Origin of the sequence: Ferrovibrio sp., assembly GCF_046297895.1 — a bacterium.
GTDB lineage: Bacteria > Pseudomonadota > Alphaproteobacteria > Ferrovibrionales > Ferrovibrionaceae > Ferrovibrio.
In genome coordinates this window covers 436917-449265 of record NZ_JBKBHC010000002.1, presented here as the reverse complement: position 1 = coordinate 449265, position 12349 = coordinate 436917, and the positions used below count along the sequence as shown (strand labels likewise).

General features: G+C 66.4%; 13 protein-coding genes. 4 read left to right on the top strand and 9 right to left on the bottom strand.

All coding sequences use genetic code 11. The features are described from left to right. Positions 1-51: 51 nt before the first annotated feature. Both ACK4FK_RS04810 and ACK4FK_RS04805 read left to right on the top strand, forming a co-directional pair. On the top strand, positions 52-1044 hold the full coding sequence (locus ACK4FK_RS04810; protein WP_409741869.1) for an NADPH:quinone oxidoreductase family protein: 993 nt from the start codon (positions 52-54) through the stop codon (positions 1042-1044). Beyond that, positions 1041-2255: a class I SAM-dependent methyltransferase gene (locus tag ACK4FK_RS04805; RefSeq protein WP_409741866.1), complete on the top strand. Its 1215-nt coding sequence runs from the start codon at positions 1041-1043 to the stop codon at positions 2253-2255. The genes ACK4FK_RS04810 and ACK4FK_RS04805 overlap by 4 nt, the downstream gene beginning before the upstream one ends. Here ACK4FK_RS04805 and ACK4FK_RS04800 read toward each other — a convergent pair. The 7 genes from ACK4FK_RS04800 to ACK4FK_RS04770 form a co-directional block, all read right to left on the bottom strand. Then, positions 2246-2851 carry a nicotinate-nucleotide adenylyltransferase gene (locus ACK4FK_RS04800; protein ID WP_409741863.1) on the bottom strand — a complete coding sequence of 202 codons (606 nt, stop codon included), beginning with the start codon at positions 2849-2851 and terminating at the stop codon, positions 2246-2248. The two genes, ACK4FK_RS04805 and ACK4FK_RS04800, sit on opposite strands and share 10 nt — an antisense overlap. Before the next feature lie 27 nt (positions 2852-2878). Next, the gene (locus ACK4FK_RS04795; RefSeq protein WP_409741861.1) at positions 2879-4174 is read right to left on the bottom strand and encodes a glutamate-5-semialdehyde dehydrogenase; all 1296 of its coding nucleotides are present in this window, start codon (positions 4172-4174) and stop codon (positions 2879-2881) included. Then, complete coding sequence (gene proB, locus ACK4FK_RS04790; protein ID WP_409741858.1) at positions 4171-5286, bottom strand: glutamate 5-kinase; 1116 nt, start codon at positions 5284-5286, stop codon at positions 4171-4173. The genes ACK4FK_RS04795 and proB overlap by 4 nt, the downstream gene beginning before the upstream one ends. Then, positions 5279-6313 (bottom strand): GTPase ObgE, encoded by a 1035-nt coding sequence (gene obgE, locus ACK4FK_RS04785; RefSeq protein WP_409741856.1) that lies wholly within the window; start codon positions 6311-6313, stop codon positions 5279-5281. The genes proB and obgE overlap by 8 nt, the downstream gene beginning before the upstream one ends. A gap of 93 nt (positions 6314-6406) precedes the next feature. Further along, positions 6407-6667 carry a 50S ribosomal protein L27 gene (rpmA, locus tag ACK4FK_RS04780; RefSeq protein WP_409741853.1) on the bottom strand — a complete coding sequence of 87 codons (261 nt, stop codon included), beginning with the start codon at positions 6665-6667 and terminating at the stop codon, positions 6407-6409. A gap of 32 nt (positions 6668-6699) precedes the next feature. After that, a complete protein-coding gene (gene rplU / locus ACK4FK_RS04775; protein WP_409741851.1) occupies positions 6700-7008 on the bottom strand; it encodes a 50S ribosomal protein L21 in 309 nt (102 codons plus the stop codon). Between the two features lie 71 nt (positions 7009-7079). Then, positions 7080-7607, bottom strand: coding sequence for a thermonuclease family protein (locus tag ACK4FK_RS04770; RefSeq protein WP_409741848.1), 528 nt, complete (start codon positions 7605-7607; stop codon positions 7080-7082). A gap of 101 nt (positions 7608-7708) precedes the next feature. On the opposite strand from ACK4FK_RS04770, the gene ACK4FK_RS04765 reads away from it, so the two are divergent. Both ACK4FK_RS04765 and ACK4FK_RS04760 read left to right on the top strand, forming a co-directional pair. Next, on the top strand, positions 7709-8635 hold the full coding sequence (locus ACK4FK_RS04765; protein ID WP_409741846.1) for a diacylglycerol/lipid kinase family protein: 927 nt from the start codon (positions 7709-7711) through the stop codon (positions 8633-8635). A 24-nt stretch (positions 8636-8659) separates the two neighbouring features. Next, a complete protein-coding gene (locus ACK4FK_RS04760; protein WP_409741843.1) occupies positions 8660-9007 on the top strand; it encodes an antibiotic biosynthesis monooxygenase family protein in 348 nt (115 codons plus the stop codon). A 6-nt stretch (positions 9008-9013) separates the two neighbouring features. Here ACK4FK_RS04760 and ACK4FK_RS04755 read toward each other — a convergent pair whose 3' ends face one another. Further along, positions 9014-9445: a tellurite resistance TerB family protein gene (locus ACK4FK_RS04755; protein ID WP_409741841.1), complete on the bottom strand. Its 432-nt coding sequence runs from the start codon at positions 9443-9445 to the stop codon at positions 9014-9016. A 110-nt stretch (positions 9446-9555) separates the two neighbouring features. Next, on the bottom strand, positions 9556-12345 hold the full coding sequence (locus ACK4FK_RS04750) for an ATP-dependent DNA helicase (protein WP_409741838.1): 2790 nt from the start codon (positions 12343-12345) through the stop codon (positions 9556-9558). Positions 12346-12349: the final 4 nt, after the last annotated feature.

Sequence of the window (12349 nt, the reverse complement as noted above, 5' to 3'; positions counted from 1 at the left end):
AACCCATACCATAAGCAATCAGGCCATAAGAAAAATCAGGGAGAGTGAGAGATGAGCGCTGCCGTCGCGAAAGCCATGGTCTGCAAGGCCTGGGGCGGACCGGAAAGCCTGGTACTGGAGGATCTGCCGCTGCCGGCCCTGGGTCCGAAGGATGTGCGCATCCGCGTGCATGCCGCCGGCCTGAATTTCCCCGATACCCTGATGATCGCCGGCAAATACCAGTTCAAGCCGGCTTTCCCCTTTGCACCGGGCATGGAATGCGGCGGCGAGATCGCCGAGGTCGGCGAGAAGGTGAGCGATCTGAAAGTGGGCGACCGCGTGATGGCCACCACCGGCAACGGCGCCTTCGGCACGCTGGTGAACTGTCCGGCCAGCAACGTGTTCAAGATTCCCACCAGCATGTCCTACGAGATCGCGGCCGGCTTCCCGATCACCTACGGCACCACCTATCACGCCCTGGTCGATCGCGGCCGCATCAAGAAGGGCGAGGTGCTGCTGGTGCATGGCGCTGCCGGCGGCGTCGGCCTGAATGCCGTGGAACTGGGCCGCGAGCTGGGCGCCACCGTGATCGGCACGGTGGGGTCCGACGAGAAGGCGGCGATCGTGAAGGAATACGGTGCCGCCCATGTGATCAACTACTCGAAGGAAAGCATCAAGGACCGCGTGAAGGAACTCACCGGTGGCAATGGCGCCGACGTGATCTACGATGCGGTCGGCGGCGATGCCTTCGACCAGTCGCTCCGCTGCATCAACTGGGATGGTCGCCTGCTGGTGATCGGCTTCGCCTCGGGCCGCATCCCGGAAGCGCCGGCCAATCTCGCGCTGATCAAGGGCTGCAGCATCGTCGGCGTCTTCTGGGGCGCCTTTGCCGCGCGCGAGCCGGAGAAGAACCGCGCCAACTTCGCCGCCTTGCTGGCATTGTTCGAGCAGGGCCGGCTGAAGCCCCATGTCTCGGCCAGCTACCCGCTCGAGCAGGTGCCGCAGGCGATGCAGGCCCTGCTGTCGCGCAAGACCACCGGCAAGGTGGTGATCAAGGTATCGTGACGGATCCGGTCAGGGACCAGTACGAGGCCTATCCCTATCCGGCACGCGATCCGGCGGAGGAGCGCAGGCGGCTGATCACCGGCAGCCCCAGCTTCCTGCCGGAACTCAACCATTACGCCTTCGGCGGCCGGCGCGATTTCACCAAGCCCTTCCGCGCGCTGGTGGCCGGCGGCGGCACCGGCGACGGGCTGATCCATCTGGCGCAGTATCTGGCCGCCAGCGGCGGCGAGCATGAAGTGGTCTATCTCGACCTCTCGGCCGCCGCGCGCAAGGTCGCCGAGGCGCGCGCTGAAGTCCGCGGGCTGAAGAACATCCGTTTCCGCACCGGTTCGCTGCTTGATCTGGCTGCCCTGGCGCCGGGGCCGTATGACTACATCGATTGCTGCGGCGTGCTGCATCACCTACCCGATCCGCCGGCCGGCCTCGCCGTGCTGAAGCAGGCTTTGTCGCCCGCTGGCGGCATGGGCCTGATGGTCTATGGCAGCTACGGCCGCGCCGGGGTCTATCCGCTGCAGGCCGCCCTGCGCCAGCTCACCAGCGATCTGCCGCCGGCTGGCAAGCTGGTGCTGGCGAAAACGCTGCTGGCCGAACTGCCCGAGACCAACGAGTTCCGGCGCAATCCTTTCCTGAACGACCACAAGCTGGGCGATGCGGAATTCTACGACCTGCTGCTGCATGCGCAGGACCGCGCCTATACCGTGCCGGAACTGGCAGCATTTGTTGCCGGCGCAGGTTTGACCATCAGCGCCTTCATCGAGCCCTGCCGCTACGATCCGCTCAGCTATCTGAAAGATGCGGCCCTGCGCGAACGCGCAGAAAAACTGTCCTGGCTGGAACAGGCCGCCCTGGCCGAACGACTCAGCGGTACGCTGAAAACCCATGTGGTCTATGTCGTGCCATCGGCGCGCGTGAACCAGGCCGTGGCTCAGCCCGCACCCGATCTGGTGCCCTGGCTGAACGGCGTGCCGCCAAAGGCGCTGGCCGAGACGCTGCAAAAACGCGGCGAACTGGCCATCGGCTTCGAGAGCGAGCGTCTGGTCTTCGCGGCGCCGCCGCGCGCAGCCGAGATCGCAGCGCTGATCGATGGTCGCCGCACGCTGGCCGAGATGGGAGCGGCACTGGGTTTGGGCTGGGAGGATTTCCTGAGCTTTTATCGGCCGGTGCACAGACTGCTCACCGGCATCAACAAGCTGTATCTGCGTCAGGCCTGACGCTTGCCGCGCTGCTGCCGGATCGCGGTGGCGCTTAACGGATTGAGCTTGGATTTCAGCAGCAAAAAAGCCGGGGCGGATTTGCCGGCCAGCGCGGCGGCGTCGTGACGGGCCACGCGAAAGCGCGACAGCCACTGGCCGGCCGGGTTCTGCGGCGCCGTCAGGTTGAAGCCGGGGCGATCCAGCACGGCAATCGGCATCATGCGCGCGATACCCTGCCAGTCCTGCCAGTGATGGAACTGCGCCAGGTTGTCGGCACCCATCAGCCAAACGAAGCGCGTCTGCGGGTAATGCTGCCGCAGGGCGGCCAGGGTGTCGGCCGTGTAACGCGTGCCGAGCCGGGTTTCGATGTCGGTGACCAGGATGCGCGGATGCGCCGAAACGCGGCGTGCCTCGGCCAGCCGCTGGTCCAGCGGCGCCATGCCCGATGTCGGTTTCAGCGGATTCTGCGGACTGACCAGCCACCAGACCTGATCCAGCTTCAGGCGGTGCAGCGCGGTCAGGCTGATCTCGCGATGCGCGGCATGGGCCGGATTGAACGAACCGCCAAGCAGGCCGATGCGCAGGCCAAGCGGAGAGCCGGGGGACGGGATCATGCGGCGCGGCGGCTCCGGCGGATTGTCTCAGGGCCTGATCTGGCCGTTGCCGTGAACGCGGTATTTGAAGGTGGCTAGCTGTTCCACGCCCACGGGGCCGCGCGCATGCATCTTGCCGGTAGCGATGCCGATCTCGGCGCCGAAACCGAATTCGCCGCCATCGGCGAACTGGGTCGAGGCATTGTGCAGCAGGATGGCGCTGTCCAGCCGGTTCATGAACTGCGCGGCGTGATCGGCATTCTCGGTGAGGATCGCTTCCGTATGGCTGGAGCCATGGCTGGCGATATGGGCGATGGCGGCATCCAGGTCGTCCACCACACGCACGGCGATGATGGCATCCAGGTATTCGGTCGCCCAGTCTTCCTCCGTGGCCGGTTTCACCCGGGCGTCTACCTTCTGCGTCTCGGCATCGCCGCGCACCTCGCAGCCGCGTTCCAGCAGGGCCTTCACCAGCCGGGGCAGATGCGTGGCGATTGCGGCGCGTTCCACCAGCAGCGTCTCGGCCGCGCCACAGACGCCGGTGCGGCGCAGCTTGGCGTTCAGTACGATCTTTTCCGCCATGTCGGCATCGGCACTGGCCTCGACATAGACATGGCAGTTGCCTTCCAGGTGGGCGAAGACCGGCACGCGACTTTCGGTCTGCACGCGCGCCACCAGCGATTTGCCGCCGCGCGGCACGATCACGTCCAGCCATTGCGCCGCCGTCAGCATGGCGCCGACCATGGCGCGGTCGGTGGTGGGCACGAGCTGGATCGCGGCCTCGGGCAGTCCGGCGGCTTTCAGGCCCGCCACCAGCGCGCCATGGATCGCGCGGCTGGAGCGGAAACTTTCCGAGCCGCCGCGCAGGATGCAGGCATTGCCGGCCTTCAGACAGAGCGCGCCGGCATCGGCAGTCACGTTCGGGCGGCTTTCGAAGATCACGCCGATCACGCCCAGCGGCGTGCGCACGCGCTCGAATTTCAGACCATTGGGCCGCTTCCATGCCGCCATCACGGCACCGACCGGATCAGGCAGCGCGGCCACGTCCTGCAGTCCCTGGGCAATCGCCCTGATGCGGTTTGAATCCAGCATCAGGCGATCGAGCAGGGCGGGGGTCAGGCCTTTTTCGCGGCCGGCAGCCATGTCCTCGGCATTGGCCGCCAGGATGGCGGCCTCTGAAGCGATCATGGCCTTCGCCGCCTCAAGCAATGCAGCGTTCTTCCGTTCGGTCGATGCAACGGCAAGGATGGTGGCGGCGCTTTTTGCCGCGCGGCCCATCTCGTTCATCAATGTCGCCGTGTCGGCGATGGCGGTATGCCCGGCGATAGCAGTATGCGCAGTCATCGCAGCACCAGTTCGTCGCGATGGATCATCTCGTCGCGGCCACGGTAGCCGAGAATTTCGGCAATGTCGCCGGATTTATGCCCGATGATGCGGCGCGCATCCTCGTCGGCATAGGCGCTCAGGCCCACCGCGATTTCGTTGCCGTCCGGGTCGCAGACGCGCACCAGATCGCCGCGCTGGAATCTGCCGTCCACCTTCGTCACGCCGGCCGGCAGCAGCGAACGCCCGGATTGCAGCGCCTTCACCGCACCGGCATCCAGGGTCAGTGTGCCCTGCGGATTGAGATGGCCGGCGATCCACTGCTTGCGGGCGGCGGCCGGGGTTCCCTGCGCCTCGAACCAGGTGCAGCGCCCGCCGTCGCGCACGCTCTGCACCGGATGCATCTGCTTGCCATTGGCGATCACCATGGCGCAGCCGGCGCCGACGGCGATCTTGGCCGCCACGATCTTGGTCACCATGCCGCCCCGGCCCAGGCCTGAGCGCGACACGCCGGCCATCGCCTCGATCTCGGGCGTGATCGCCGGCACGGTGGCGAGGAATTTGGCGTTGGGGTCCACGCCGGGATCGGCGGTGTAAAGCCCGTCGATGTCGGACAGCAGGATCAGGCAGTCGGCCGAGATCATCTGCGCCACGCGGGCGGCGAGGCGGTCGTTGTCGCCGAAGCGGATTTCCGCCGTCGCCACCGTGTCGTTCTCGTTCACCACCGGCACGACGCCGAGTTTCAGCAATGTGTGCACCGTCTCGCGGGCATTCAGGTAATGGCGGCGCGATTCTGTATCGCCCAGGGTGAGCAGGATCTGTGCCGTCTTCAGGTCGTGGCGCGCCAGCGCTTCCTGCCAGGCCGACGACAGCCGGATCTGGCCGGCGGCGGCGGCGGCCTGGCTTTCCTCCAGCCGCAGCGCCTTGCCGTTCAGGCCCAGGATGCGGCGGCCCAGCGCGATGGCGCCGGACGACACCACCAGCACGTCTTTGCCATCGGCCCGCAGGGCGGCGATGTCGTCGACCAGGGCGTTCAGCCAGGCCTCGCGCAACACGTTCTTTTCCGCATCGACCAGCAGCGACGAGCCGACCTTGACGACAATCCGCTTCGCGCGGGCGAGGGGGTTACTCATGACCCCCTCCGGCCTGCAATGCGGCCTTCTCGGCCTCGCGCGTCTCGGCGATCACGGCATAGAGCTGGTTCACCACCGCGTCGATGCCTTCGCCCGACACGCCAGAGAGCGCCAGCACTGGACGTTTCGCCGAACGCTTCAGCTTCGTCATCTTCTCTTTCAGCTCGTCGGCTGAAAGCGCGTCGATCTTGTTCAGGCCGATGATCTCGGGTTTCTTGTCGAGCCCCGCGCCATAAGCTTTCAGCTCCTTGCGGATCAGCTTCCAGTTGGCGACGGGGTCTTCTGCCGTGCCATCCACCAGATGCAGGATCACGGCGCAGCGTTCGACATGGCCAAGGAAACGATGGCCCAGGCCCGCACCCTCGGCGGCGCCCTCGATCAGGCCGGGCAGGTCGGCCAGCACGAATTCCCTGTCGTTCGCTTTCACGACGCCAAGCTGGGGCTTCAGCGTGGTGAAGGGATAATCGGCAATCTTGGGCTTGGCGCGGGAGACGCGGCTCAGGAATGTCGATTTGCCGGCATTGGGCAGGCCGACAAGGCCGGCATCGGCAATCAGCTTCAGCCGCAGCCAGATCCATTTCTCCTCGCCCGGCCAGCCGGGATCGGCGCGGCGCGGCGCGCGGTTGGTCGAGGATTTGTAATGCTCGTTGCCGAAGCCGCCATCGCCGCCCTTGCATAGCAGGACGCGCTGGCCGATCTCGGTCAGGTCGGCCAGCAATGTCTCGTTGTCTTCGGCCAGGATCTGCGTGCCCTTGGGCACCTTCAGGATCACGTCTTCCGCATTGGCGCCCGAACGCTGGCGCCCCATGCCGTGGCCGCCGCGGGCGGCACGGAAATGCTGCTGGTAGCGGTAGTCGATCAGGGTGTTTAGCCCGTCGACGCATTCAGCCCACACATCGCCGCCCTTGCCGCCATTGCCGCCATCCGGGCCGCCATATTCGATGAACTTCTCGCGGCGGAAGCTGACGGCGCCGGCGCCGCCATGCCCGCTTTCAATAAAGACCTTGGCCTGATCGAGAAATTTCATCGGAGTTCACAAAGACAGCGGAAAAAGAAAAAGGGGAATGGCCTGCGCCATTCCCCTTGATCCGTGTGATGCTTGCGGGAAAGGCGCGTGTGATCACGCCTCCGGCGGCAGCACCGAAACGAACGACCGGCCAGCCTTGCCGTCGTGGAACTTCACGAAGCCGTCGCTGGTGGCGAACAGGGTATGGTCCTTGCCCATGCCCACATTCTTGCCGGCATGCACCTTGGTGCCGCGCTGGCGGATGATGATGTTGCCGGCGAGCACGGCCTGACCGCCGAACTTCTTCACGCCGAGACGCTTGGACTCAGAATCGCGACCGTTGCGCGAGGAGCCGCCAGCTTTTTTGTGTGCCATGGAACTGTCTCCTTAAATCTTTTCGTCGCGGCTCAGGCGGCGATCTCGAGGATCTTCACCGCGGTGTAGCTCTGGCGGTGGCCGTTCTTGCGGCGCGAATTCTGCCGGCGGCGCTTCTTGAACACGATCAGCTTCGGACCGCGGGTCTGGCCGATCACTTCGGCCTTCACCTTGGCGCCGCCCACGGCCTTGCCGGCCTTCACGTCGCCGCCCTTGCCGACCGCCAGCACCTGGTCGAATTCGATCTTGTCGCCGGCCTGGCCGCCGACCAGCTCGACCTCGAGCACGTCGCCAGCCGCCACCTTGTACTGCTTACCGCCGGTCTTGATCACTGCGAACATCTTGATATTCCATGAGAAAGCGGCAGCGCCAGCCGTCCGGCGCCGCCTGAATTCGAGGTGGCGCACTATAACTACCGGCCAAGGCCTGTCAACCCCGGATTCGGCCGACTTTCGGAACTGCCGCCAGACCCTCTGGCTCGTCGCCAGTCCCAGGCCGGCTGGGCCCGCACATCGGGGGCCCAGACGCCGTTGCCCAGGATCTGCGCTTCCAGTTCGGCATCTTCGTAATCCCGGCTGTAATGGGTATAGGCCCAAGCCAGTCCGGCCCGCACCATGGCCCGGTTCAGGTCCACCCCGCCGGCCCGGCAGACGGCGACGATGCGGCCATAACGGTCGCGATCCCGTTCCTCGCAGTTCACTCGCTGGCGGGCGACCAGGCCACGCAGATGGGCTGCCGCCTCCTGCCCGCATAGCCAGTCTGTATTATCCCTCTGGCAAACCTGGGATTTTTCAGGGGCATCGATGCCCAGCAGGCGGTAGGTCACACCCTTCAGCTTTATGGTGTCGCCATCCAGCACGCTGGCGGCCGGCTCGGCCAGTGCCGGCCCGGCGAACAGCAACAGGCCCAGAAGGACCAGCCGAATCGCATACCATGTCATGCATGCGGGTATACCAGCATACGCGGTTATGAAAAGCAGGGGACTGAACTGTCACAAAACCGTCCCTGCCGCACCGCGTTGAAATCTGCTATCCGGCCGTCATGCCCGATTACCGTCGCCGCCTGCTGGTGATCTACAACCCGACCGCCGGCCGGCGGAAACGTGCACGGCTGGAAGCCTATCTCGACCTGCTGGAGGATTCCGGCTGCGCGGTCGAATTCCGGCCCACCACCAAACGCGGCGATGCCGAGGCTTTCGCCCATGACGGCCAGGCCGACCGCTACGATGCCGTGGTGGCGGCCGGCGGCGACGGCACGATCGGCGAGGTGGCCAACGGCCTGCCGGCCGAAAATCCCGCGCCGCTCGGCATCTTCCCGCTCGGCACCGCCAATGTGCTGGCGATGGAGGTGGGCCTGCCGCTGCAGCCGCCGGCCGTGATGGAGACCGTGCTGCATGGCCGGGTGGCGCAGATCTGGCCGGGCTATGCCAATGAGCGCCTGTTCACCATCATGACCGGCATCGGCTTTGATGCCCATGTGGTGGCAGACCTGCCGCCGAAGCTGAAACGCTGGCTTGGCAAGGGCGCCTATGTGATCGAAAGCCTGCGCCAGCTCATCGCCTATGATGTGCCGCGCTATTCATTGAGCATCGACGGCCGTGCTTACGATTGCGCTTCGGCGGTGATCGCGAAAGGCCATTTTTATGGCGGACAGTTCGTCTGCGCGCCGAATGCGCGGTTGGATGATCCGGCGTTTGAAATCTGCCTGTTCAAGAGGGGTGGGCGGATCGGTGCGCTGCGCGCCACCGCCGCGCTGACGCTGGGGCAGTTGCAGCGCCTGCCGGAAATCGAGCTGGTGCGTGGCCGCGTGGTGGAGATCCATGGCCCGGCCGACCAGCCGGTGCAGGCCGACGGCGACATCGTCGCCCGGCTGCCGGCGCGCATCACCATCGGCGCGAAATCGATTCCGCTGATCGTGCCCAAAGGCAGCGCATTGGGGCAAAGCATGCTAGAGAGGGCGGCAGAATAACCCAGCAAGGGAACCCGCCCCATCATGTCCGCACCCGGTTTCGCCAAAACCCCAAAACCGCCCTATTACGCCGTCATCTTCTCGTCGCAGCGCACGGACGGCGATAATGGCTATGGCAGCATGGCCGATCGCATGGCCGAGCTGGCCGCGCAGCAGCCGGGATTCTTGGGGATGGAAAGCACGCGGGGCGCCGACGGCTTTGGCATCACCGTGGCGTATTTCGACAGCGAAGAGAATATCCGCGCCTGGAAACGCAACGCGGAGCACGCGGCGGCGCAGAAGCAGGGCCGCGATGTCTGGTATTCCCATTATGAGCTGCGCGTGGCGAAGGTCGAGCGCGCCTATAACTTCCACACGTCGCAGATCGGCTGAAGCCGTTTATTTCTTCGGCTGGTCGCCGGGCAGGCGCTTGTAGCGCACGCCGGCGCCACGTTCGATGGCAGCGGCATGCAGGCGCTCGACACCCAGTTCGTGCCGCAGCATCTCCAGCCAGCGCAGCTCCTCCTGCCGGCCGCGGCCGTCGACGGCGACGATATCGCAGGCCAGCGCATAGGCGGTTTCGCACCAGTCCTTCGGCAATGCTTCCTTCACCAGGCCAAGGGCGGCGTCGATGCCGTCTTCCTGGTCGAGCAGCGCAACGCAGTCGCCGGTCGCCACCCGCATGGCGTCAGCCCCGTAATCCTTGAAGATCGGCAGGTGCCGCACGGCAACCTCGATGGCGGCAACTTCGGAATCCTTCAGCTTGCCGTCGGCGACTGCGGCGATCACCATGGCATAGATCAGGGCGTTCTGGGGTGTGATGGTCGACATCGGGTTCCGGGGATAACGGCGGTGGGCATTCTTGCGGGCAGCACTATGCCGGATCGGCCCGGCCCGCGCCAGTCACGCCTAGCGATGGAATGCGGCGAAAGCGTGACGGGTCAGGCTTTCAGTGTGTCCTGCGTCACGCGGTTCGCCTGCATCCGCTGCAGGAAGTCGCGCGTCTCGGCCACGGCCTCGGCGATGCCGATGCGATGCACCTCCACGCTGGGCGGGAAAGCCGAGAGCAGCCGCGAGGGCAACTGCGCATCCAGTACGACGAATACGCCGAAATCCTCGGCCCGGCGCAACAACCGGCCATAGGCCTGTTTCAGCTTCAGCCGCGTGAGCAGGTCGTCATAGGCCTGGCCGCCGAAGGCCGCCTTGCGCGCCTTGTGCAAAAGGTCTGGCCGCGGCCAGGGCACGCGGTCGAACACCACCAGGCGCAGGGATGCGCCCGGCACGTCGACGCCGTCGCGCATCGCATCGGTGCCCAGCAGGCAGGCATGTTCCTCGGCACGGAAGATATCCACCAGCGTGGCGTTATCCAGCGGGTCGACATGCTGCGCGTAAAGCGGCAGGCCGGCTTCGGCCAGGGGTTTCAGGATGCGTTTCTGCACGGCGCGCAGGCGGAAGATCGCCGTGAAAAGCCCCAGCCCGCCGCCGCCGGCTGCCAGAAAAAGTTCGCGGTAGGCGGCGGCCACCTGGTCCATCGCGTCGCGCCGTACATCGGTGACGACCAGCACGCGGGTGCGCGCAGCATAATCGAAGGGCGAGGGGAAAGCGGCATGGCGGCCGGGTTGCGGCAGGTGGCGCGTGCCGGTGCGGATGTCGGCGCTGGCCCAGTCCTGCCCTGGCGCCGCATCGGCTTTCGCCGGGGCCATATCGCGCAGGGTGGCCGAGGTGATCGCCACGCCATGGGCGGGCTTCAGCACGGCCGTGGCAAAAGGCAGCATCGGGTCGAGATAGTGGCGATAGAGGCCAAGATCGAAATCGCGGCCGTCGATCCGTTCCAGCCCGAACCAGTCCACGAAGGTGGCTGGCGTTTCGGTACGCAAATCCAGCAGCATGCTGCGCCAGGCTTCCAGGGTGAGCTTGCGGCGCAGCAGGCCACGCAAGGCGCCTTCGATGCGCGCCCGCGTGGCAGTGTCGAGGTCTGCCGTTTCGTCAGCCAGCATGTCGCTCAAGGATTTCGCCAGCGTATTCATCGGTTCGAGAATACGCTCGATGCCGGTGGCGAAATTCTCCGCCGCTTCCAGCAGGCCGGCGACGGGCTCCTTTGTCGGGCATTCTAGGCCATAGGGAGAGTCGGGCTGCGCGCTGCGCGCCAGAACCTGCTGCCGCACTTTGCTCAGGAATTTCTCGCCATGGCCGGCCGGGTTGCCATCACCGATGCGCGCCAGCCAGCCATCGGAGGGCAGCGCGCGCGCTGCTTCGCTCAGCGCTTCCAGCGCATTGCGGCCGCGCTCGTCTTGGGCGACCAGATCGCCGATGCGGTTGGCCAGTCCGCGCGCACGGCTGCGCCGTCCGCCTTCCGGTCCACGCAGCCAGCGCCGCAGCTCGATCGCTTCCTGCCCCGTCAGGTGCGCGGCAAAGGCGCTGTCGGCCGCATCGAACAGGTGATGGCCTTCATCGAACACGTAACGCAATGGCTTTTGCGGATCGTCCTCGGCCGCGTTCATCCCCTGCGCCGCCTGGATCATCACCAGCGCATGGTTGGCGATCACCATCTCGGCCTTGCGCGACTTGCGCACGGCGCGCTCGATGAAGCATTTGCGGTAATGCGGACAGCCGGCATGGATGCATTCGCCGCGCTGGTCGGTCAGGCCAAGCGTGCGGTTGCGGCCATGCAAATCCACGGCCCAGGCCGGGAAATCGCCGCCGGCCAGGTCGCCGTCGCGCGTGGCGCCGGCCCAGCGTGCGATCAGGCTGAGCGGCACCAGATCCTGCGGCCGCGCTGCGCCGCCCTGGGCGGCGTCTTCCAGATTGAGCAGGCAGAGATAATTTTCGCGACCCTTGCGGATCACCACCTTCTGCGCCTTTTCGGCCGGATCGGAAAACAGGCGGTCGAGTTCGCGGTCAATCTGGCGCTGCAGGTTCTTGGTATAGGTCGACAGCCACACCGTGCCGCCATTCTTCTCGGCCCAGACGCTGGCCGGCGCGATATAGCCGAGCGTCTTGCCGATGCCGGTGCCGGCCTCGGCCAGCACCAGTTCCGGCATGCCGATCATCTCGCGCGGCGCGAAGGCCTGCGCCGCCGTGGCAGCATAGTCGGCCTGGGATTCGCGCAGCTCCGAAGCGGTACCCAGCAGGTGCGCCAGCCGCTCGCGCGCCTCCGTGGGCGAAACGCTTTGTGTGTCGGGCGGCGGCGGCGGCGCGTAATCCACCCATTCGGGCAGTTCCTGCCACACATCCAGGCCGCCGAAGCCGCCGGCCGGCACGTCGGCCGCTTCCGGCCCCATCGCGGCCAGCAGATAGGGCGCCCAGGGCCAACCCGCCTTGTGCAGCGTCTGCGCCAGCCGCGCGGCCCGGCGCAACGTGCGGGGCTTCTGCTGCGGCAAATCGTTCAGCAGGGTCAGCGCCGCCTCGTGCAGATACTGCGCGGCCTCTTCGTCGTCAGCCGCATCCAGGCCGATGCGCGCCAGCAGGCCATGGGGCGTCGGCAGGCAGAATTTCGCCGGCCGCACGAAGGCAAACAGGTCGAGCAGGTCGAAAGCGGGAAAGGATTCGATGCCCAGTCGCGTGGCCGTTGCGCGGCCATGCACCAGCAGAGGTGGCGCGGCGCGGGCGCGGCGTGCGGCGGCATCGGGCGAGAGTTTCTCGACGCGCCCGGCTTCCGCCCACCAGGCAATACCGCCGCCGGCCACCAGCGCCGGCAGGCGGGCGATGGCCACGCGCAGGGAGTCGCTCATCGCC

What these genes read in the sequence shown, in the direction of transcription:
- ACK4FK_RS04765 (WP_409741846.1), top strand. Translation starts at nt 7,709, where the DNA reads ATGCCCGATTACCGTCGCCGCCTGCTGGTGATCTACAACCCGACCGCC.
- ACK4FK_RS04795 (WP_409741861.1), bottom strand. Translation starts at nt 4,174, where the DNA reads ATGACTGCGCATACTGCTATCGCCGGGCATACCGCCATCGCCGACACG.
- ACK4FK_RS04770 (WP_409741848.1), bottom strand. Translation starts at nt 7,607, where the DNA reads ATGACATGGTATGCGATTCGGCTGGTCCTTCTGGGCCTGTTGCTGTTC.
- proB (WP_409741858.1), bottom strand. Translation starts at nt 5,286, where the DNA reads ATGAGTAACCCCCTCGCCCGCGCGAAGCGGATTGTCGTCAAGGTCGGC.
- rpmA (WP_409741853.1), bottom strand. Translation starts at nt 6,667, where the DNA reads ATGGCACACAAAAAAGCTGGCGGCTCCTCGCGCAACGGTCGCGATTCT.
- obgE (WP_409741856.1), bottom strand. Translation starts at nt 6,313, where the DNA reads ATGAAATTTCTCGATCAGGCCAAGGTCTTTATTGAAAGCGGGCATGGC.
- rplU (WP_409741851.1), bottom strand. Translation starts at nt 7,008, where the DNA reads ATGTTCGCAGTGATCAAGACCGGCGGTAAGCAGTACAAGGTGGCGGCT.
- ACK4FK_RS04810 (WP_409741869.1), top strand. Translation starts at nt 52, where the DNA reads ATGAGCGCTGCCGTCGCGAAAGCCATGGTCTGCAAGGCCTGGGGCGGA.
- ACK4FK_RS04755 (WP_409741841.1), bottom strand. Translation starts at nt 9,445, where the DNA reads ATGTCGACCATCACACCCCAGAACGCCCTGATCTATGCCATGGTGATC.
- ACK4FK_RS04750 (WP_409741838.1), bottom strand. Translation starts at nt 12,345, where the DNA reads ATGAGCGACTCCCTGCGCGTGGCCATCGCCCGCCTGCCGGCGCTGGTG.
- ACK4FK_RS04800 (WP_409741863.1), bottom strand. Translation starts at nt 2,851, where the DNA reads ATGATCCCGTCCCCCGGCTCTCCGCTTGGCCTGCGCATCGGCCTGCTT.
- ACK4FK_RS04760 (WP_409741843.1), top strand. Translation starts at nt 8,660, where the DNA reads ATGTCCGCACCCGGTTTCGCCAAAACCCCAAAACCGCCCTATTACGCC.